General features: G+C 70.8%; 22 protein-coding genes. 19 read left to right on the plus strand and 3 right to left on the minus strand.

The window, feature by feature from the left end; translation table 11 throughout:
* The first annotated feature begins 38 nt into the window (after positions 1–38).
* The 13 genes from FG385_RS04540 (at position 39) to FG385_RS04600 (ending at position 11,368) form a co-directional block, all read left to right on the plus strand.
* Entirely contained in the window at positions 39–890 is an 852-nt protein-coding gene (locus FG385_RS04540; protein ID WP_139095325.1) for an aldo/keto reductase, read from the plus strand.
* 165 nt (positions 891–1,055) lie between these two features.
* Positions 1,056–2,228 (plus strand): sensor histidine kinase, encoded by a 1,173-nt coding sequence (locus FG385_RS04545; RefSeq protein WP_139095556.1) that lies wholly within the window; start codon positions 1,056–1,058, stop codon positions 2,226–2,228.
* Positions 2,225–2,914: a response regulator transcription factor gene (locus FG385_RS04550; protein ID WP_139095326.1), complete on the plus strand. Its 690-nt coding sequence runs from the start codon at positions 2,225–2,227 to the stop codon at positions 2,912–2,914. Before FG385_RS04545 ends, FG385_RS04550 begins: the two co-directional genes overlap by 4 nt.
* A gap of 27 nt (positions 2,915–2,941) precedes the next feature.
* Positions 2,942–3,988: a Ppx/GppA phosphatase family protein gene (locus tag FG385_RS04555; RefSeq protein WP_139095327.1), complete on the plus strand. Its 1,047-nt coding sequence runs from the start codon at positions 2,942–2,944 to the stop codon at positions 3,986–3,988.
* Between the two features lie 51 nt (positions 3,989–4,039).
* Complete coding sequence (locus tag FG385_RS04560) at positions 4,040–5,533, plus strand: hypothetical protein (RefSeq protein WP_139095328.1); 1,494 nt, start codon at positions 4,040–4,042, stop codon at positions 5,531–5,533.
* Positions 5,530–6,318 (plus strand): sugar phosphate isomerase/epimerase family protein, encoded by a 789-nt coding sequence (locus FG385_RS04565; protein WP_407645453.1) that lies wholly within the window; start codon positions 5,530–5,532, stop codon positions 6,316–6,318. Before FG385_RS04560 ends, FG385_RS04565 begins: the two co-directional genes overlap by 4 nt.
* A 227-nt stretch (positions 6,319–6,545) precedes the next feature.
* On the plus strand, positions 6,546–7,373 hold the full coding sequence (locus tag FG385_RS04570; RefSeq protein ID WP_139095329.1) for a thioesterase family protein: 828 nt from the start codon (positions 6,546–6,548) through the stop codon (positions 7,371–7,373).
* A gap of 9 nt (positions 7,374–7,382) precedes the next feature.
* A complete protein-coding gene (proC, locus tag FG385_RS04575; RefSeq protein WP_139095330.1) occupies positions 7,383–8,195 on the plus strand; it encodes a pyrroline-5-carboxylate reductase in 813 nt (270 codons plus the stop codon).
* A gap of 9 nt (positions 8,196–8,204) precedes the next feature.
* A complete protein-coding gene (locus tag FG385_RS04580; RefSeq protein WP_200834294.1) occupies positions 8,205–8,441 on the plus strand; it encodes a PIN domain-containing protein in 237 nt (78 codons plus the stop codon).
* 223 nt (positions 8,442–8,664) lie between these two features.
* On the plus strand, positions 8,665–8,877 hold the full coding sequence (locus tag FG385_RS04585; protein ID WP_139095331.1) for a helix-turn-helix domain-containing protein: 213 nt from the start codon (positions 8,665–8,667) through the stop codon (positions 8,875–8,877).
* Between the two features lie 194 nt (positions 8,878–9,071).
* The gene (locus FG385_RS04590) at positions 9,072–9,173 is read left to right on the plus strand and encodes a 30S ribosomal protein bS22 (protein ID WP_017986394.1); all 102 of its coding nucleotides are present in this window, start codon (positions 9,072–9,074) and stop codon (positions 9,171–9,173) included.
* A 177-nt stretch (positions 9,174–9,350) separates the two neighbouring features.
* The gene (locus FG385_RS04595; protein WP_139095332.1) at positions 9,351–10,394 is read left to right on the plus strand and encodes an NAD-dependent epimerase/dehydratase family protein; all 1,044 of its coding nucleotides are present in this window, start codon (positions 9,351–9,353) and stop codon (positions 10,392–10,394) included.
* 23 nt (positions 10,395–10,417) lie between these two features.
* On the plus strand, positions 10,418–11,368 hold the full coding sequence (locus tag FG385_RS04600; protein WP_407645454.1) for a lysophospholipid acyltransferase family protein: 951 nt from the start codon (positions 10,418–10,420) through the stop codon (positions 11,366–11,368).
* Positions 11,369–11,387: 19 nt separating this feature from the next.
* Here FG385_RS04600 and FG385_RS04605 read toward each other — a convergent pair whose 3' ends face one another.
* From FG385_RS04605 to FG385_RS04615, 3 genes are read right to left on the minus strand one after another with little or no spacing between them, the layout of a single operon-like run.
* A complete protein-coding gene (locus tag FG385_RS04605) occupies positions 11,388–12,290 on the minus strand; it encodes an HAD family hydrolase (protein ID WP_139095334.1) in 903 nt (300 codons plus the stop codon).
* Between the two features lie 49 nt (positions 12,291–12,339).
* A complete protein-coding gene (locus tag FG385_RS04610) occupies positions 12,340–13,335 on the minus strand; it encodes a DUF5667 domain-containing protein (RefSeq protein ID WP_139095335.1) in 996 nt (331 codons plus the stop codon).
* A gap of 38 nt (positions 13,336–13,373) precedes the next feature.
* A complete protein-coding gene (locus FG385_RS04615) occupies positions 13,374–14,000 on the minus strand; it encodes a sigma-70 family RNA polymerase sigma factor (RefSeq protein WP_235022402.1) in 627 nt (208 codons plus the stop codon).
* A 180-nt stretch (positions 14,001–14,180) separates the two neighbouring features.
* Here FG385_RS04615 and FG385_RS04620 point away from each other — a divergent pair, with 180 nt between their 5' ends.
* The 6 genes from FG385_RS04620 (at position 14,181) to FG385_RS04645 (ending at position 19,181) form a co-directional block, all read left to right on the plus strand.
* Positions 14,181–15,692 carry an AMP-binding protein gene (locus FG385_RS04620; protein WP_139095337.1) on the plus strand — a complete coding sequence of 504 codons (1,512 nt, stop codon included), beginning with the start codon at positions 14,181–14,183 and terminating at the stop codon, positions 15,690–15,692.
* Positions 15,689–15,937 carry a glutaredoxin family protein gene (locus FG385_RS04625; RefSeq protein WP_139095338.1) on the plus strand — a complete coding sequence of 83 codons (249 nt, stop codon included), beginning with the start codon at positions 15,689–15,691 and terminating at the stop codon, positions 15,935–15,937. Before FG385_RS04620 ends, FG385_RS04625 begins: the two co-directional genes overlap by 4 nt.
* A gap of 30 nt (positions 15,938–15,967) precedes the next feature.
* On the plus strand, positions 15,968–17,497 hold the full coding sequence (locus FG385_RS04630) for a molybdopterin-dependent oxidoreductase (RefSeq protein ID WP_235022389.1): 1,530 nt from the start codon (positions 15,968–15,970) through the stop codon (positions 17,495–17,497).
* Between the two features lie 50 nt (positions 17,498–17,547).
* Positions 17,548–17,805 (plus strand): FitA-like ribbon-helix-helix domain-containing protein, encoded by a 258-nt coding sequence (locus tag FG385_RS04635; protein WP_139095339.1) that lies wholly within the window; start codon positions 17,548–17,550, stop codon positions 17,803–17,805.
* Positions 17,802–18,227 carry a type II toxin-antitoxin system VapC family toxin gene (locus FG385_RS04640; protein ID WP_139095340.1) on the plus strand — a complete coding sequence of 142 codons (426 nt, stop codon included), beginning with the start codon at positions 17,802–17,804 and terminating at the stop codon, positions 18,225–18,227. The genes FG385_RS04635 and FG385_RS04640 overlap by 4 nt, the downstream gene beginning before the upstream one ends.
* Positions 18,228–18,398: 171 nt before the next feature.
* Positions 18,399–19,181 (plus strand): redox-sensing transcriptional repressor Rex, encoded by a 783-nt coding sequence (locus FG385_RS04645; protein ID WP_139095559.1) that lies wholly within the window; start codon positions 18,399–18,401, stop codon positions 19,179–19,181.

The following is a 19,181-nucleotide window of genomic DNA, read 5'->3' on the forward strand; positions in this document are numbered from 1 at the left end:
CCCGGGCGTGCCGCGAACGGACTCAGCAGGCTGACAGCATGACAACGGAAACGATCACCGCCGCCGCGGCGGGCACCTGGCAGCTGGGCGAGAACACCGTGAACCGGATGGGCTTCGGCGCCATGCGGCTGCCCACGGCCGACCGGGACACCGCCGTCACGGTGCTGCGCCGGGCCGTCGAACTCGGCGTCAACCACATCGACACCGCGGCCTTCTACTTCCAGGACCTGCTCTCGTCCAACGAACTGATCAACACCGCGCTGCGCCCGTATCCGGCGGACCTGGTGATCACCACGAAGGTCGGCCCGGGGCGCGACACGTCGGGCGAGTTCTACTTCGCCCGGCCCGACCAGCTCCGCGGGCAGGTCGAGGAGAACCTGCGCCAGCTCGGCCGCGAGCACCTCGACGTGGTCAACCTCCGGATCGGCCAGACCCTCGACCGCGGAACCGGCTCCCTCGCCGAACATTTCGGCGCACTGGCGGAACTGCGCGAAGCCGGGCTGATCCGGCATCTCGGGATCTCGAACGTCAACGCGGGCCATCTCGCCGAGGCCCAGCAGATCGCCCCGGTCGTGTGCGTGCAGAACCAGTACGGCCTCGGCGTCCGGCGGGAGGACGACGGGCTGCTCCGCCTGTGCGGCGAGCAGGGGATCGCCTTCGTTCCCTTCTTCGCCGTCGCCCACGCGCATGAGGACGACGCCGTCGCGGCCGTCGCCGAGGCGCACGGCGTGACCGCCGCGCAGCTCCGCCTGGTCTGGACCTTGCACCAGGGAGCCCATGTGCTCGCCATCCCGGGCACCGGAAATCCGGCCCATCTGGCGGAGAACGTCGCGGTCGGCGGGCTGCGACTGTCCGAAGAGGAGCTTGCGCGACTCGACCCGATCCGGTGAATTCGGGAGTCACGGCCCGGCGGCGGGCACGTGAACGCGGGCTTAACCGGCGACCAACAGTTTCCATGAAGGTGTCACAGGCGTCACGACAAGCCCGTCAAGACTAGGTCAAATGGACATCTTCGTGCTTACGATTCAGCCGTGAGCGTGAGTGCTGCACTCGCCATGGCCGTCGGCTGCCTGCTCGTCGGCGCGATCGCTGGTTCCCTGATCAGCCAGGGTCGGCGCCGGCGAGTGGCCCGCCGTCCGGCGGGCCCGACGGTCGCGGAGTTGTTGCTCCGGCTGGTGCGCTCCTCCGACAACGGGGTACTCGTGCTCAACCGATTCGGTGACATGGTGCTCCACAACAACCGGGCCGAGGCCCTCGGGCTCGTGCGGGACAACCGCGCCGACCCCCGCGCCCGCAAGGCGAGCGAGCAGGTGGTCGAGACCGACGAGGACGTCGAGGTGGACCTGTCCCCGCTCGAAGCTCGCGGCCGCCAGCCGGAAGCGGTGGTCGGGCACGTTCGCCCGCTCGGTGACGGGTTCACCGTCGTCGAGGCGGTCGACCATTCCGAGGCCGCCCGGCTGGAGGCGGTCCGCCGCGATTTCGTCGCGAACGTCAGCCACGAACTCAAGACCCCGGTGGGGGCGATCGCGCTGCTCACCGAGGCCGTGCTGGACGCCGCCGACGACGTCGACGAGGTGCGCCGGTTCGGCGGCAAGATCCTGCACGAGTCGACCCGGCTGGGCACGCTCGTGACCGAACTCATCGCGCTGTCCCGCCTGCAGGGCGCGGAGCGGCTGCCCGATCTGAACGTGGTCGAGGTGGACGCCGTGGTCCGCGAGGCGCTGGGCCGCACGAAGCTGTCCGCCGAGTCGGCCGACATCCAGGTCACCGCCGACGCGCCGAGCGGGCTGCTCATCGAGGGCGATCGCACGCTGCTGGTCACCGCGCTGTCCAACCTGCTCGAGAACGCCGTCGCGTACTCGCCCGCGGGCAGCCCGGTCTCGGTCAGCAGGCGGCTGGTGGACGGCAAGGTCGAGATCGCCGTCACCGACCGCGGGATCGGCATCGCCGAGGAAGACCAGCAGCGCGTGTTCGAGCGGTTCTACCGTGCGGACAAGGCCCGTTCGCGGGCGACCGGCGGCACCGGCCTCGGCCTCGCGATCGTCAAGCACGTGGCCGCGAACCACGGTGGTGAGGTCAAGCTGTGGAGCATGCCGGGCACCGGCTCGACGTTCACCCTGCGGCTGCCGGTTTACAAGGGCGCGAGCTCGAACGGCTCCGCCCCCGAGAACCCCGAGCGGATACCCCGGCTCGTGGCGACCAGTCAGGAACAGGGAGGAAAACAGTGACGAGGGTGCTCATCGTCGAGGACGAGGAGTCGTTCGCCGACCCGTTGGCCTTCCTCCTGCGCAAGGAGGGTTTCACCGCGGCCGTGGCCAGCACCGGGCAGCAGGCGCTGGAGGAGTTCGACCGCAACGGGGCCGACATCGTGCTGCTGGACCTGATGCTGCCGGGGATGAGCGGCACCGACGTGTGCAAGCAGTTGCGGCAGCGCTCGGCGGTTCCGGTGATCATGGTGACCGCGCGGGACAGCGAGATCGACAAGGTGGTCGGGCTGGAACTCGGCGCCGACGACTATGTGACCAAGCCGTACTCGGCGCGCGAGCTGATCGCACGCGTACGCGCGGTGCTGCGGCGCGGCGGCGAGAACGGCGGGGAAGGCGAGCTCGCACCGCTGGTGCTGGCGGCGGGCCCGGTGCGGATGGACGTCGAACGGCATGTGGTGACCGTCGACGGCAGCGACGTCTCCTTGCCGCTCAAGGAGTTCGACCTGCTGGAGTACCTGCTGCGCAACGTCGGCCGGGTGCTCACCCGCGGCCAGCTGATCGACCGGGTGTGGGGCGCGGACTACGTCGGGGACACCAAAACGCTGGACGTGCACGTCAAGCGGCTGCGGTCGAAGATCGAACCCGATCCGGGCTCGCCGCGGCATCTGGTGACCGTGCGCGGTCTTGGTTACAAGTTCGAGACTTAAGCCGTCGGCCAGGTACCGTAGGGCTTTGTGCGCCTAGGGGTACTCGACGTCGGGTCCAACACCGTGCATCTGCTGGTGGTGGACGCGCATCGTGGTGCCCACCCGACGCCGATGCATTCGGAGAAGTCCGTGCTGCGCCTCGCCGAGCAGCTAACCAAGCACGGTGAGCTGAGCAAATCCGGGGAGAAGGCGCTGGTCGACGCCGTGGCCATGGCGAAGAAGGCGGCCGCCGCGCTGGAGTGCGAGGAGGTCATGGCCTTCGCGACCTCGGCCGTCCGCGAGGCGGCGAACTCGGCGAAGGTTCTCCGCAAGGTCCGCGACGAGACCGGTATCGAGCTGAGAGCGCTTTCCGGGCCCGAGGAGGCGCGGATGACGTTCCTGGCCGTCCGCCGCTGGTTCGGCTGGTCGGCCGGGCAGCTGCTGGTGCTGGACATCGGCGGCGGCTCGCTCGAGGTGGCCATGGGTATCGACGAGGAACCGGCGCTGGCCGAGTCGCTGCCGCTGGGCGCCGGGCGGATCACCCGCACCCGGTTCTCCCACGATCCGCCGAGCCGCGGTGAGCTCGTCGCGACCTCGGCATGGCTCGAAGAGCAGCTCGCGCCGCTGGCGCGTAAGGTGGCCCGTTCGGGCAAACCGGACAGGGTGGTCGCGACGTCCAAGACGTTCCGGTCGCTCGCCAGGCTGACCGGAGCGGCGCCGTCGGCAGACGGCCCGCGGGTACGCCGTACCCTGTCCGACACCGCGCTGCGGCAGCTGATCGCCTTCGTCTCGCGGATGACGGCGGCCGACCTGGCCGAGCTCGAGGGAGTCAGTTCGAGCCGGGCACACCAGCTGGTCGGTGGTGCGCTGGTGGCACAGGCCGCCATGCGGGCGCTGTCGCTGCACGAGCTGGAGATCTGCCCCTGGGCGCTGCGAGAGGGGCTGATCTTGCGGCGACTGGACCATTCGAACGGTGCGGACGACACTGCACCGGGGGCGTGGCGCAGTTCGTCGCGCGAACAGACCGATGACAGCACCCCGCTGGACGGGGACGATGCGCTCAGTGCACGGTGGAGAGGTGGAAGGGATGCGTGAGGCGGTGCCGCGTTGTCACGTCCGACGCCGTGCGGTTGGGGTGAAACGCTGATGAGCCGAGAAAGCGGTCAGGACCGCTCGCAGAAGACGGTCGCCGAGCTGCTTGCCCTGCACGGTGGGAACGTCGAGGGCCGCCGCCGGCATCGTCGTGCCGCCGAAGAGGACGACGAGCAGCAGCCGAACGGCGCCGCGCCGCGGCGTGCCCGCGGTGCCACCGACACCGGCCCGCAGGCGATCATCGATCGGGTCCGCGGCGACAACCCGCCGCCGCCCAACGGCCGCCGCAACGGCGGTCGCCGCGCCCTGCCCGACGACGACGCACCCCCGGCCCCGCCCCGCCCGCAGCAGGACTCCGCCGCGCTGCCCCGGCCCAACGGGGCTCCGCCGCCGCCACCTTCGGGCAACTTCCCGAGACCGGTCCCGCCCGCGTCGGGAGCGTTCCCCAAGCCGAACGTCGCGCCACCCGAGTCCGGCGCGTTCCCCCGGCCGGCGCAGGAGCCGGCCGGCTTCCCACCCCCAGAGCCCGGCGGTTTTCCGCGCCAGAACATGCCGCCGCAGCCGTCCGAGCCCAACGGGTTCAAGCTGCCCGCACGTCGCCGACCGCCGCATGACTCGGGGCCGCTCCGCCGGCCCCCGCAGGAGTCGGCCCCGCTGCCGCTGCCCGAGCAGGGCGAAGAGCCACGGCCCCGCGCGGCCGAGGAGACCCGCCAGGTGCCGCCGCTGCACCGGGCTCCCCAGCCCGGGGCGCTGTCCGCCCGTCTCGACGGGCTCGACGTACCGGCCCCCGACGAGACCGCGGATCCAGGGCCGCCGCCGGGCGGGATGCCCAGCGGCGCCTTCGCGGCGCCGCCGCGCCGCCCGTTCCGCCGCCGTCCGGGCCGCCCGCCGGCGGAGCCCGAGCAGCACACCGAGCAGTTCCAGGCGGTCAACGGCAAGCAGCCGCCGGAAGCGGCCGTCCCGCAGGACGCGCCGCCCGCCGGGCTGTCCCGGTGGCACCGCCGGCGTGACCAGGTCGCCGCGGAGGACACCGAGGTCGGCGTGATGCCGGCCGTGCGCGACGAGCCGGAGCCGCACCCGTCTGGGTTCGCCCGCGCTCCCCACGTGCCGGACGAGCAGCTCGAGGCCACCGGTTTCCACGACCCGTTCGCCGATGACGACGAAGAGGTCGACGAGTTCGGCGACTTTGGCGAGGCGGAGCCCGAGCGGCGTGGCGCGGGGTACGAGTACGAGGACGAGGCGGCCGACGAATACGAGGAGGACGCCGAGCCCGCGAGCGAAGCGTCCCCGGCCAGGCAGTGGCTGTCCATGGCAGGGCAGCTCGCGCTCGGCGTCGTCGGCGGAGCCGCGGTGTGGCTCGGCTTCAACTGGCTGTGGGGCAAGATCCCGGCCGCCGCGCTGGTCGTCGCGCTCGCCGTGATCGTGGGGCTGGTGTGGATCGTGCGGAAGATCCGCCGCGCGGACGACATCCAGACCATGGTCCTGGCGGTACTGGTCGGGCTCGTGGTCACCGTCTCGCCCGCGGCGTTACTGCTGCTGTCCCGTTGATCCCGATCGGCCTGTCGACCGCGTCGGTCTGGCCGTTACGCGCCGGCACCGGGTTCGAGCTCGCCGCGGACCTCGGTTACGACGGGGTCGAGGTCATGGTGTGGGTCGACCCGGTGAGCCAGCATGTGCCCGAGCTGCGCCGCTGGTCGCGGCGCACGGGCATGCCCGTGCTGTCGGTGCACTCCCCGTCGTTGCTGATCACGCAGCGGGTGTGGTCGCCGGATCCGGTCGTGCGGTTGCGCCGCAGCGTCGAGGCCGCGCTCGACCTGGAGGCGCGCACGGTCGTCGTGCACCCCCCGTTCCGCTGGCAGCGGCGCTACGGCGACCGGTTCGCCGATCTGGTCGCCGAACTGGAGGACGACAGCGGGATCGAGATCGCGGTCGAGAACATGTTCAAGGTCCGCCCGCCCGGTGGCCGCCGCGACACCCGGATGTCCGCGTTCCGGCCGTCGATCGATCCGACGGACGTCGGGTACGGGCACTACACGCTGGACCTCTCACATTCGGCCGCCGCCGGGATGGACGCGCTGGCGCTGGCGGAGCGGATGGGTGGCGGGTTGAACCACGTGCACCTCGCCGACGGCACCGGGGTGCCGAAGGACGAGCACCTGGTACCCGGCCGCGGCGGCCAGCCATGCGCCGCGCTGCTGGAGAACCTCGCCACGGCCGGGTTCGACGGGCAGATCGTGCTGGAGGTGAACACGCGCCGCGCGAGCAGTTCCGCACACCGGATGAAGGACCTGGCGGAGGCGTTGCTGTTCGCCAGGTTTCACGTCGGACAGTGAATCGTCAACAAGATCAACTTCACTCTGCCGACGGCCGGTGGAGCATGGGCTTCCGATATGTGAACACGTAAAGTTTCCGTCGTGAACTCCCTGCGCTCGCTGACACATGCCGCCGGAAGCGGCACGGTATGCCGTGCCGTGAATGACGCTCCCGCCACGAGAGGCGCAGCGCACGAGGCCGATCTCAGCCGTCTGGTCGTCTCCCCGCGCGTCGTGGTCAGCCGTTCGTGAGCGCGGTGGAAGCCCGGGACCCCGCGGCCTTCGACGTGGCGTGCGCGGTCCGGTCCCTGGGAGACGGCACGCTGACCGCGGACCTGCGCCAGGAATGGTCCATCGGGCACCATCCGCACGGCGGGTTCCTGCTCTCGCTCATCGCGAAAGCCGCCGTCGCGGTCCTCGCCGAACGGGGCGATCCGGCCGCGGAACCGCTGATCGTCAGCGCGGAGTTCCTGCGGGCACCGGCGATCGGTCCGGTGCTGCTGCGTACCGACGTGCGGAAGCTGGGCCGCCGGGCCACGGTCGTCGCGGTGCGGCTCGAGCAGCGCGGCCGCAGCTGTGTCGAGGCGACGGTGACCGCCGGACGGCTGCCGGTCCGGCGCCCGGACTGGACCGATGTGAGCCCGATGCCCGTCGAACCTCCGCCGCGGGCGATCCCGCTGGGCGGCGACACCGCGGAAGGGGCGTTCAACATCTCGAAGGGGTGTGACATCCGGCTCGATCCGGCGACCGCCGGGTACCTGACCGGCCGCACCGGGGATCCGCCCCGGCTGCGCCTGTGGGTCCGGCCGCGGCACATCGCGCCGGACCCGTATTTCGTGCTGCTGTCCGGCGACATCAACCCGCCCGTGGTGTTCAACCTCGGCCGGCTCGGCTGGGCGCCGACCATCCAGCTGACCGCGCTGGTCCGCGCCCGGCCGGCGGCCGGCTGGCTGCGCGTGCAGGTCGACTGCCGTTCGGTGCACGAGGCGTGGTTCGACTCCGACGCGACGGTTGTCGACTCCGCGGGTCGGCTGGTCTGCCAGGCCCGCCAGCTGGCACTCGCCCCGGCGCCTTAGTCTCGGGGAATGACCACGATTGCGGTACTGGGCGCGGGGAAGATCGGGGAAGCGCTGCTGGCGGGCCTGCTGCAGGCCGGCCGCAGCGTGCAGGAGCTGCTGTTCACCGAACGGCACCCGGAGCGCGCGGCCGAACTGACCGCGCGGTACGGCGTCGCCGGGGTCGAGGTCGACGAGGCCGCCAAACGGGCCGACGTGCTGGTCGTCGCCGTCAAACCGCAGGACATCGATCCGGTGCTGGCCGAACTGGCCCCGGTCGTCGACTCGGCCTCGCTGGTCGTGTCGCTGTGCGCGGGCCTGCCGACGGCGCTCTACGAACGCCGGCTGCCCGCGGGCGTGCCCGTCGTCCGGGTGATGCCGAACACCCCGATGGTGGTCGGCGAGGCGATGAGCGCCGTCTCGCCGGGGACCCACGCCACGCCGGAGCACGTCGCGCTGGTCACCGACCTGCTGTCCGCGGTCGGCCAGGTGATCGAGGTGCCCGAGTCGCAGCAGGACGCGGTCACCGCGTTGTCCGGTTCCGGCCCGGCGTACTTCTTCTACCTGGTCGAGGCCATGATCGACGCCGGGATCCTGCTCGGCCTGCCGCGCGCGGTGGCGGAGAAGCTGATCGTCCAGTCGGCCGTGGGCGCGGCGAAGATGCTCGCGGAGGGCACCGAGCATCCGGTGATCCTGCGCGAAGCGGTCACGTCCCCGGCGGGGACGACCATCAACGCCATCCGCGAGCTGGAGAAACACGGCGTCCGCGCCGCGCTGCTCGACGCGATCGAGGCCGCGCGCGACCGGTCGGTCGAACTCGGCAAGGCGCACGAAGAGGAGTAGCACCAGGCTGTGATGCTGCTCGACGTCGACGTCTGGCTCGCGGCGTTTTGGGCGAACCACGTAGTCCATCCGGCTGTAGCCGCCTGGTTCAACGAGCAGGACGGCGAGTTGCGGCTGTGCCGGGTGGCGCAAACGGGCCTGCTGCGGCTCCTGTCCAACTCTGCTGTGGCGAGCGATCTCAGCCCGCGACGACAGCCACACGCTCCGGACCGACGACTATCTGGCCGCGTTCGCGCAGGCCGCTGAGCTGGAGCTGGTGACGTTCGACACCGGTTTTGCGCCGCGCTACCCGGCCATCACGGTGCGCACCGTGCGGTAGCCGGGCACCGCGCCCGGTTGGACCAATTCTCCCGGTAGCCGTCGCACTGGTCCCACGTGTCCCGCTACCCTCAGGGGACAAGCACGTGCGTGTCGAACCGCCGGTGGGGAAGCCGAGCGGCACGACACGTGTCGAAGGGCACGGTGACGTATGCCGTCGAACAAGAAGGACGTGCCCGCTGTCGGGCAGGTCCAGTTCCTGACGGTCGCCGAGGTGGCCTCGCTCATGCGGGTCTCCAAGATGACCGTCTATCGCCTCGTGCACTCGGGCGAGCTGCCGGCCGTACGCGTCGGCAAGTCGTTCCGCGTGCCGGAGAAGGCGGTGCACGACTACCTGGAAGGCGCATATTTCGACGTCGGCTAGGGGTGTGCTCCGCGACCGGGGGCAGTCTGTTCGCGCAAGCCCCCTGGACCCCCGGACGTGGTTGCCTTCGGGGGCCAGCGTCGCCAATGCAGACCCCGCGGGTAATCTGGGAGACCGCTCGCGCCTCATGCGCTCCATTTCGCTGGACGCTGCGCGAGGGCAGCGTCGGCCGACGAAAACGCGAAGGAGCACCCGTGGGCTCAGTGATCAAGAAGCGCCGCAAGCGCATGTCCAAGAAGAAGCACCGCAAGCTGCTTCGCCGCACGCGCATGCAGCGCCGGAAGCAGGGCAAGTAACGCCCACGCGAACGGCGTCTTTCCGCGGCTCGTCCGGATGCCCCGGGCGGGCCGCGCCCATTTGGGTGACTGCGCTGACCTGGGTTAACAGCACGTAAGAGCCCCTGACTTCGGCGCGGCGGCGGGGGTAGCATCGCCACCGCCGCCCGATACCAGTCCCTGTCTCCAGGGGGTGCCATGCCGTCCAACATCGTGCTCGTCACGGGTGTCGGAGGTGAGCTCGGCGGCAGGCTGCTGGCCCGCCTCGGCACCAATCCGGAGTTCGAGCGTGTCCTCGGCGTGGACACGGTCCCGCCGGCCAAGCAGGTGCTGCGCCGGCTCGGCCGAGCCGAGTTCGTGCGCGCCGACATCCGCAACCCGCTGATCGCCAAGGTGCTCGCGGACGCGCAGGTGGACACGGTGGTGCACGCCGCGACCACGTGCCATCCGGCAGCGCCCGCGCGGCGGGGCGCGCTGAAGGAAGTCAACGTCATCGGCACGATGCGGCTGCTCGCGGCGTGCCAGCGCTCGGCTTCGGTGCGCAAGCTCGTCGTCAAGTCCACGGCCGCGGTCTACGGCGCGAGCCCACGCTCGCCCGCCGTGTTCACCGAGGATTCGGAGCTGATCCCCGGTTCGTGGACCGGCTACGCGAAGGACGCGGTCGAGATGGAGAGCTACGTGCGCGGGCTGGCCCGCCGCCGGCCCGACCTCACGGTGACCATGGCGCGGTTCACGAATGTGATTGGGCCGGACGTGGACACCGTCCTGGCGCGCTACTTCGCGCTGCCGGTGGTGCCCACCGTGCTCGGCTACGACGCCCGCCTGCAGGTCCTGCACTCGTCGGACGCGCTTGCCGTGCTGGAGCTCGCGACGCTGTACGACCGGCCTGGCGTGTTCAACGTGGGCTCGGACGGGGTGCTGACCCTGTCGCAGGCCGTTCGCCGGGCCGGGCGTGTCGAACTGCCCGTGCCGCGCGCGATGATCCCGTCGGTCGGCAAGATGCTGCGGGGCGCGCGCGTGGTGGACTTCTCGCAGGATCAGGTGCGCCTGCTGAACCACGGCCGGGTGGTCGACACCAAACGGCTGAAGGAGGTCTTCGGATACCGCCCCCGGTGGACCACGGCGGCGGCGTTCGACGACTACGTGCGCGGGCGCGGGTTGCGCCCGATCGTCGACGGTGAGCGGCTTGCCGCGGTGATGGGCGACGTCATGGCGGCGGCAACGACCGGCCAGTCCCGATGAACCCCGAACCCAGGAGTGGACGAGTGACCACCAGCGCGGAAGCCAAGGTCATCCCGCTACGGCCGAGGGAACAACGACCCGCGGCGGCGCCACCACCGCCCCGGCCGGTCGAGGCGCCGGCTGTGGAGCTGCCGGCCGAGCCCGACCTGATGACGAGGATGCTCGAGTTCGTGCGCAGCCGGCTCACCGGCGCGTACGAAGTGGACGAGTTCGGCTTCGACGCCGAGCTGACCGAGACACTGGTGTTGCCGCCGCTGCGGTTGCTGTACGAGAAGTGGTTCCGGGTGAGCACGCACGGGATCGACAACGTCCCGAAGGAGGGTGGCGCACTGATCGTGTGCAACCACTCGGGGACGCTGCCGCTGGACGCCATGATGACCGCGCTCGCCGTGCACGACGAGCATCCCGAGCGCCGGCATCTGCGGATGCTGGGCGCGGATCTGGTGTTCCGCACGCCGGTGCTCTCGGCGCTGGCGCGCAAGTCCGGGCAGACGCTCGCGTGCGCGGCCGACGCCGAGCGGCTGCTGTCCTCGGGCGAGCTCGTCGGGGTGTGGCCGGAGGGGTTCAAGGGGATCGGGAAGCCGTACTCGGCGCGGTACAAGCTGCAACGCTTCGGGCGGGGCGGCTTTGTGGCGGCGGCGCTGCGGACCGGGGTGCCGATCGTCCCGTGCGCGATCGTCGGGGCGGAGGAGATCTACCCGAAGCTCGCGGATCTCAAGCCGCTGGCCCGGTTGCTGGGCCTGCCGTACTTCCCGGTGACGCCGTTCTTCCCGCTGCTGGGCCCGCTGGGCGCGATCCCGCTGCCGACGAAGTGGACCATCGAATTCGGCGAGCCGATCGCGACGGACGAGTACGCCCCGGAGGACGTCGACGACCCGATGCTCGTGTTCGGCCTGACCGACCAGGTGCGCGAGTCGATCCAGCAATCGCTCTACGAACGCCTCGCCCACCGGGAAAGCGTCTTCAAGGGCTGACCACCGCACGAGGGTAGGGCTAGCGGCGGCGGTAGGCCATGCCGGCCGCGACGGCGCCGGCGACCGCGCCGGCGCCGAGTACCGAGGGCACGCCGATCTTCGCCGCCTTGCGGCCCGTGCGGAAGTCCCGGATCTCCCAGCCTCGCGCCCTGGCGATCTCCCGCAGGCCCGCGTCCGGGTTGACCGCCACCGCGGTCCCGACCACCGAGAGCATCGGCACGTCGTTCGACGAGTCCGAGTAGGCCGTGCAGCGCCGGAGGTTCAGACCTTCGCGTGCGGCGAGCGCCCGCACCGCATGCGCCTTCGCCCGCCCGTGCAACAGATCCCCGACCAGGCGGCCCGTGTACACCCCGTCCACGTGCTCGGCGACGGTGCCCAGCGCGCCGGTCAGCCCGAGCCGCCGCGAGATGATCGCCGCCAGTTCGACCGGGGTCGCGGTCACCAGCCACACCCGCTGCCCCGCGTCGAGATGCATCTGCGCGAGCGCCCGCGTGCCCGACCAGATCTTGTCGGCCATCAGCTCGTCGTAGATCTCCTCGCCGACCTCGGTCATCTCGCTGACCGTCTTACCGGCCACAAAGGACAGTGCCTGCTCGCGGCTGGACTTGACGCTGTCGTGCGTCTCGCGCCCGCCGATGCGGAACTTCACCTGCTGCCACGCGAACCCGGCCAGATCCGAGGTCGTGAAGTACTTGCGCGCGGCAAGCCCGCGGGCGAAATGGAAGATCGACGCGCCCATCATCATCGTGTTGTCCACGTCGAAGAACGCGGCCGCGGTCAGGTCCGGCGTCGCCGGCGGTGCGGGCGGCTCGGGTCCTTCCGCCTGCGAGGTCTCCATCGCGACGGCTGCGTCGGCCGACGCTTCGCCGGCGAGTGTGGCGAGTCGTTCGAGTTCCGGGCCCTTGCCCCTGCCGCGCCACACGCAGACCGCCTCCTGACTCGGGTGTCTGGGCCAAGGGTAGCGATTGCGCTCAGCCGATCCCCACCCCGGGAAGCCCGGGTAACACCGGCGGAATGGAGATCAACGGCGGTGGCGAGCTGCTCGTCGTCGTGGGCGCGCGCGGGCTGGTCGGGGCGGGTACGGGCGCCTCGACCGCCGTCGGTGCCTGGCTCGGTGCCGGCGCGGGCAGCGGAGTCGGTGGAGCCGGCGTCACCGGCACCGTGGAGGTGGACACGTCTTGTGCGGGCAGCTGCCCGCTGCTCGGCGGGATCGGCACCGGCGCGGGCGGCTGCGCACCGGTGAACGTGTCCACCGGCGGTTCGCACGAACCCGCCTGTGGCACCGCGCCCAGCTCGTCGGTCTGGCCGGTGGTGATCTGGAAACAGTCGAGCCGGGCCTGCAGGGTCTGCGCGCGGGCCTCGATCCGGGACAGCAGTTCGGCCGAACCGACGAACTCCCCGAACGCCCCGCTGGGCACGCCTCCCTGCGCGGCGAGGAGTTTCTCGTGCTGGTCGAGTGACCACGTGCGCAGCTCACCCAGCTGCCGCCCGCTGCCCTGCGTCGCCACCTTGGTCAGCTCGGCGGTGCCCGCCTTGGCCTCACGCTGGAAATCGGCGAGCGTCGAGAGGTAGACGGCCGGGCTCGCGTCACCGAGCGCCGTCAGCTCGTCGAGCCGGTTCGACGCGAACTCCAGGAGCCGCTGCGCCTTGGCCGAGTCCCCGAACGTGAGCCCCAGTTCGGCGGACTCGCCGGCACGCTTGATGCCGTACAGCGCGTCGCCGGGTAGCGCGTCCTTCGACAGCACCAGCCCGAGCCCGGCGAGCGCGATCGCCAGCGCCACGGCGGCCGCCAGCACTTCGGCGAGCACGCGCCGGCGCCCGCCCGGCCGGTCGCCTCCCGCGAGCCTTTCGAGGAGCCCGTTGCGGATGCGTTCGCGGGTTTCCGCGTCGGGATTCGCGGCGTCACCGAGCCGGCGCAGATCGGAGATGACCTCCAGATCGCGCCCCGACCACCCGGGTACGTCCACGTCCTGTGAACGACCGATAGGCCAGGTCCGTTACGGCCTTAACGCCAGGTGGGCGGCAGCAGCTGACCGAGTTTGCGCACGGCCCGGTGCTGCAGCGCCTTGATGGCTCCCTCGTTGCGCTTCATGATCAGGGCGGTCTCGGTGAGCGACAGGCCCTGGACGAAGCGCAACACGATGCACTCGCGCTGGTCGTCTCCGAGCGCGGCGATGCACTTGAGCAGCGCTTCGCGCGTCGCGCTCGTCAGCGCCTCCTGCTCGGGGCCCGTGTTGTCGTCGGAGCTCTGCCCGGCGAACGGTGCCGAGCCGGAGTCGGAGACCTCGTCGGTGACCACTTCGAGCTTGTACCGGCTCGACTTCACGTGGTCGAACACGATGTTCCGGGCGATCGTGATGAACCAGGCGCCGACGTCGCGGCCCTGGTAGCTCACCGAGGTGATCCGGCGCAGCGCGCGCAGGAAGGTCTCGCTGGTGATGTCCTCGGCGAGCTCACGGTCGCCGAGGCGGAAGAACACGTACCGGTAGACCATGTCGACGTAGCGGTCATACAGCGTGCCGAAGGCCGAACTGTCGCCCTTCTGCGCGGCATGGACGAGGTCCCACGACTCGGCGGGCTGCCCGTCCGGCCGGCTCACGGGGCGCGTGATCGTGCCGACGTGCAGCCCCAGGGGGCGTGCAGCAAGCCAGTTCGTCACGGCGACTCCTCTGTCCCGGCCAAGTGATCACCACCACTCTGGCGCTAAAGCAGCATACGTGTTGTTACCCGGAAGTAGGTAGTGGTCCTTGTCGCGGAAATGCGACGATCCGCGAGCTTCCCCATGACGGGGGAGAAGAGGAGGCTTTGCGTTATGCGCAACATCGCCGGTCTGCTCGCCGACGCGGCCATCCGGTGGCCGGCTGCCCGGGCGCTCACCGACACCACCGCGGGGACGAGTTTCACCTGGTCGGAGCTCAATTCGGCGGTCGAAAACCAGGCTCGCCGGCTGCTTGAGCGGGGGCTCGGAACCGGGGACCGGGTCGCGCTGCGGCTGCCGACTTCCGCCGATTTCGCGATCGCCCTGTTCGCCGTCGCGCGGGCCGGCGGGGTCGCGGTGCCGGTCTCCCCGCTGGCCCCCGAGGCCGAGTTGACCTGCCTCCTCGAGCACAGCGGCGCGCGGCTGGTGCTCGACCGCGAAGCGCTGAGGTCCTCGGCGGAGCCGGGCGAGCCCGTCGAGCCGTCCGGCGGCGACGAGGACATCGCCGTGCTGTCCTACACCTCCGGCACCACCGGCCCGTCCCGTGGCGTGATGTTGTCCCACCGGGCGCTGCTGGCGAACGTCGAGCAGGTCGGGGCCGTGCCGGGCACGCTGCGCCACGGCGACCGCGTGTTCATCGCGATTCCCCTGTTCCATGTCTACGGCCTCGGCCCCGGCCTGCTGCATGCGGCCGCGGTGGGCGCGACGGCCGTGCTCGCCGAACGGTTCGACGTGGTCAAGGCTCTCGAGGTGTGTGCGGCGCACCGGGTCACGGTGATCGGCGGAGTGCCCGCGATGTACGCCGAGTTCGCCCGCATGTCCGCCGAGCAACTCGGCGAGGGGCTCGCCACCGTCCGGCTGCTCAGTTCCGGCGCCGCGCCGCTGCATCCCAAGGTGCTCGCGAGCATCCGGGAGAAGACGGGGCTCGAGATCTTCGAGGGCTACGGGCTCACCGAAGCGGCGCCGGTGGTGACGTCCACGCTGGTCACGGGCTATGCGAAACCCGGCTCGGTCGGGCGGCCCGTGCCTGGTGTCGAGCTGCGGCTGGTCGAGTCCGATGGGCTCGCCGAACCGGTCCCGCTGGACCCGGACGACCTCGACGACGCGTTCGTCGAGGACGAGGCGGGCACCGGCCTGGTGTCGGTGCGCGGCGCGAACCTGTTCTCCGGCTACTGGCCCGACGGCGCGCACGGGCCGGACGAGGACGGCTGGTTCCGCACCGGCGACGTCGGTTACCTGGACACCGACGGCGATCTGCACCTGGTGGACCGGGCGAACGACCTGATCATCGTCAACGGCTTCAACGTCTTCCCGCACGAGGTCGAGGAGGTCATCGTGGCGATGCCCGAGGTCGCCGAGGTCGCGGTGGTTGGCATGGTCGACGAGCGCAGCGGCGAGTCGGTCCGGGCGGTCGTCGTCCCGGCTCAGGGGGCCTCGCTATCGGAGCAGCAGGTCATGGACCACTGCGCCGAACATCTCGCCGGGTACAAGGTGCCGACGACGATCGAGTTCGCGGAGACGTTGCCGCATTCGCCGGTCGGGAAGCTGCGGCGCGTACCGCCAGCCCCTCTCCCACCACCGCCCTCAACGGAGGCGCTGCGCGCCCGGGCTAGATTCAAGCCATGACCGACGTGACCGTGATGACCCGGCAGGGCTGCCATCTGTGTGAGCAGGCCGAGCAGGCCGTCGAGCGGATCTGCGGCGAGCTGGGCGTCGCCTGGACGACGGCCGACGTGGACACGAATCCCGAGTGGCGCGCGGAGTACGGCGACTACGTGCCCGTGATCCTCATCGACGGGGTCCAGCACGGGTACTGGCGGGTGGAGGAAGACCGCTTCCGTAAGGCTCTCGTAACCGCCGTTCACCAGTGAATCCGCGGGGCTCGCGCGAAGAATGAGAACGTGAGCACTGACCTGGGCGAAGCACCCGCCGGCGCGCCGCCGAAGCTGAGTCCGGCCGTCGCGGGCCTGATCGGCGTGCTGGCGCTCGTCGCCGCGCTCGCCGCGGGGCATCTCGTGGCCGCGTTCGTCGGCCCCGGGGCTTCGCCGTATTTCGCCGTCGGCAACGCGGCGATCGATCTCACCCCGGCCTGGCTCAAGGACTTCGCGGTCAACGCGTTCGGCACGAACGACAAGCCCGTGCTGCTCGGCGGGATGGCCGTGGTGATGGTGCTGCTGGCCGTCGTCGCCGGGCTGATCTCGCGCGAGCGTTCATGGCCGGGGCAGATCGTGATAGCGGTGTTCGGGGCGGTCGGTATCGCCGCCGTCTGGGGCCGACCCGACCTGGGGCAGGCCGCGCTGTTCGCACCCGCGGTGAGCCTCGTCGCCGGGCTGCTCGTGTTCCGGTGGCTGCATCGCGCGGCGCTCACCCGCGGGGTTTCGGCTTCCCGCCGCCAGTTCCTGTTCGCCGTCGTCGCGGCCGGGGTCGCGGGTGCGGTCGGGCAGTGGGCCGGTTCGCGGCGCGACGCCGCTCCGTCGCGCGCGTCGATCGGCCGCCTGGTCCCCGCCCAGCCGGCGCCGCCCGTGCCGGCCGGCGCCGATTTCGCGAAGCTGGGCACGCCGACGTTCATCACGCCGAACAGCGACTTCTACCGGATCGACACGGCACTGGTGGTGCCGCAGGTGCCGGCCGAGGACTGGCGCCTGCGTATCCACGGCATGGTCGAGAAGGAGCTGACCTTCACCTACGACGACATCCGCGGCCGGCCGCTCATCGAGCGCATCGTCACGCTCTGCTGCGTGTCGAACCCGGTCGGCGGGCCGTACATCTCCACCTCCCGCTTCGTCGGCGTCGACCTCGCGGAACTGCTCGGCGAAGCGGGTGTCCGGGCGGGGGCCCAGCAGCTGTTCTCGACCAGCAGCGACGGGTTCACCGCGGGCACCCCGGTGCCTACGATCATGGAACCGGGCCGCGGCGCGATGCTCGCGATCGGGATGAACGGCGAACCGCTGCCGATCGAGCACGGCTTCCCCGCGCGGCTGGTGGTGCCCGGTCTGTACGGCTACGTGTCGGCGACGAAATGGGTCACCGATCTGGAACTGACCACCTGGGACGCGAAGCAGGCGTACTGGCTGCAACGCGGCTGGTCCGAGCAGGGGCCGATCAAGACCGAGTCGCGGATCGACGCGCCGCAGGGTCGCGTGGCCGCGGGCAAGGTCCGGCTCGCCGGCATCGCGTGGGCCCAGCACACCGGGATCGACAAGGTCGACGTCCAGCTCGACGGCGGGCCGTGGCGGCAGGCGGTGCTCTCGACGGAGGTCACGCCGAACGCGTGGCGGATGTGGTGGGCCGAGGTCGACGCCGCACCGGGAGCGCATACGGCGAGCGTCCGGGCCACCGACCGGTCCGGCTACACGCAGACCGACCAGCTCGCCGACGTGGTCCCCGACGGAGCCACGGGCTGGCACACGATCACCTTCACCGCGCGCTGAGCCCCGGCTGTGTCTGGTCAAGGCGTTTTGCATGCAGGTAGAATGCTTGCATGGTGAGCATTCAGATCCGGGACGTTCCGGAGCAGGTCAGGGACACATTGGCGACCCTCGCCCACTCGCGAGGGCAGTCGATGCAGGCCTACCTGCGGGGGCTCTTAGAGGAAGACGCTTGCCGTGCGAACAACATCGATCTGCTCAAGCGCGTGCGGGAAGTCGGCGGCGGGTACTCTTCCGAAACGGGAGAAGCCGCCCAGACAATCGCCGAGCTTCGCGCCGAGCGTGATCGCCGGAACGCCGGGGACGCATGATCGTCATCGATGCGTCGCTGATGGTCGAGGCGTTGGTCAATGACAGTGTCCTTGGCGACCTGGCGCAATCCGCGTTGAACGCCGATCCCCGCTGGGTCGCGCCTGAGCACCTTCGCGTTGAGGCCACTTCCGCGATCAGGGGCCTCTTGCTTGCCAAGAAGCTCAGCGGGGAACGCGCGGACACCGCCGTGAGCACTCTCAACCAGCTCACCGTCGGCTATGCGGGCTGGGGCGAGATCGCCGACCGGGTGTGGGAACTGCGGCACAACCTGACGCCGTACGACGCGGCGTACATCGCGCTCGCCGAGATCAGGGGCTGCCGCCTCGTCACCACCGACCGGAAGCTGTTGGACTGCTCCGCGCGCAGTTGCCAGGTTGACGTCGTCGGAGATCCCGCGCCAGCTCCACGAGTAGGCACCTGACGTTCGTGTGTCCGGGGCCATGCCTCCGACCAGCCACTTTGTGCCTGCGTTCACAAATGGCTACCGTAGTGCGGTATCCCCGCGCGGCCCCGGCATCGAACCGGACTTCGCTCGCCGGGTCAAGGGAAAGTTTCACCAGCGGTGTTGACGGTGTCGGACGAGGAGGCCAGCGTGGTGGCACGGCGTGGCCGGCGGAACGGTGCCCGAGTCGATATCGACGCCGACAACGCGCCCACGGCCGAGATGCCGGCCGTCACCGACGGCGGCGCCGATCCGGTCCGCGTGAAGTCCATCCCCGAAGCCGCCGTCGCGCGCCTCGCCGTGTATCTGCGGGTGCTGTCCGCGATGGCCGAGCAGGGCGCGACCACGGTCGCGAGCGAGGAACTCTCCGCCGCTGCCGGGGTCAACTCGGCCAAGCTGCGCAAGGACCTGTCGTACCTGGGGTCCTACGGAACGCGCGGGGTCGGCTACGAGGTGCAGGTGCTCGTTGGCCAGATCGAGCGCACGCTGGGGCTCACCCGCCAGCACAAGGTCGCCGTGGTGGGAATCGGGAACCTGGGTCATGCGTTGGCCAACTACGGCGGGTTCCCCGGCCGGGGGTTCCCCGTCGAGGCGCTGTTCGACGTGGACGCCGATCTGATCGGGGTCCCCGTGGGCGGGATCCCGGTCTCGCATGTGGACGACATCCCGAAGGTGTGTGCCGAACGCGGTATCTCCATCGGTGTGGTCGCGACGCCCCCGACGGCGGCGCAGTCCGTCTGCGACCGCTTGGTCTCCGGTGGCGTGCAGTGCATCCTGAACTTCGCGCCCGTGGTGCTGCAGGTGCCGGAGCACGTCGAGGTCCGCAAGGTGGATCTCGCCGTCGAGCTGCAGATCCTGTCCTTCCACGTCGCGCGGCGCGCGGACGAGAAGAACGGTTCCCACAAGGTGGGTAACGGAATGGTGGTGCGGTGA

The sequence above is a fragment of the Amycolatopsis alkalitolerans genome (assembly GCF_006152065.1).
In the GTDB taxonomy this organism is placed as follows: Bacteria; Actinomycetota; Actinomycetes; order Mycobacteriales; family Pseudonocardiaceae; genus Amycolatopsis_E; species Amycolatopsis_E alkalitolerans.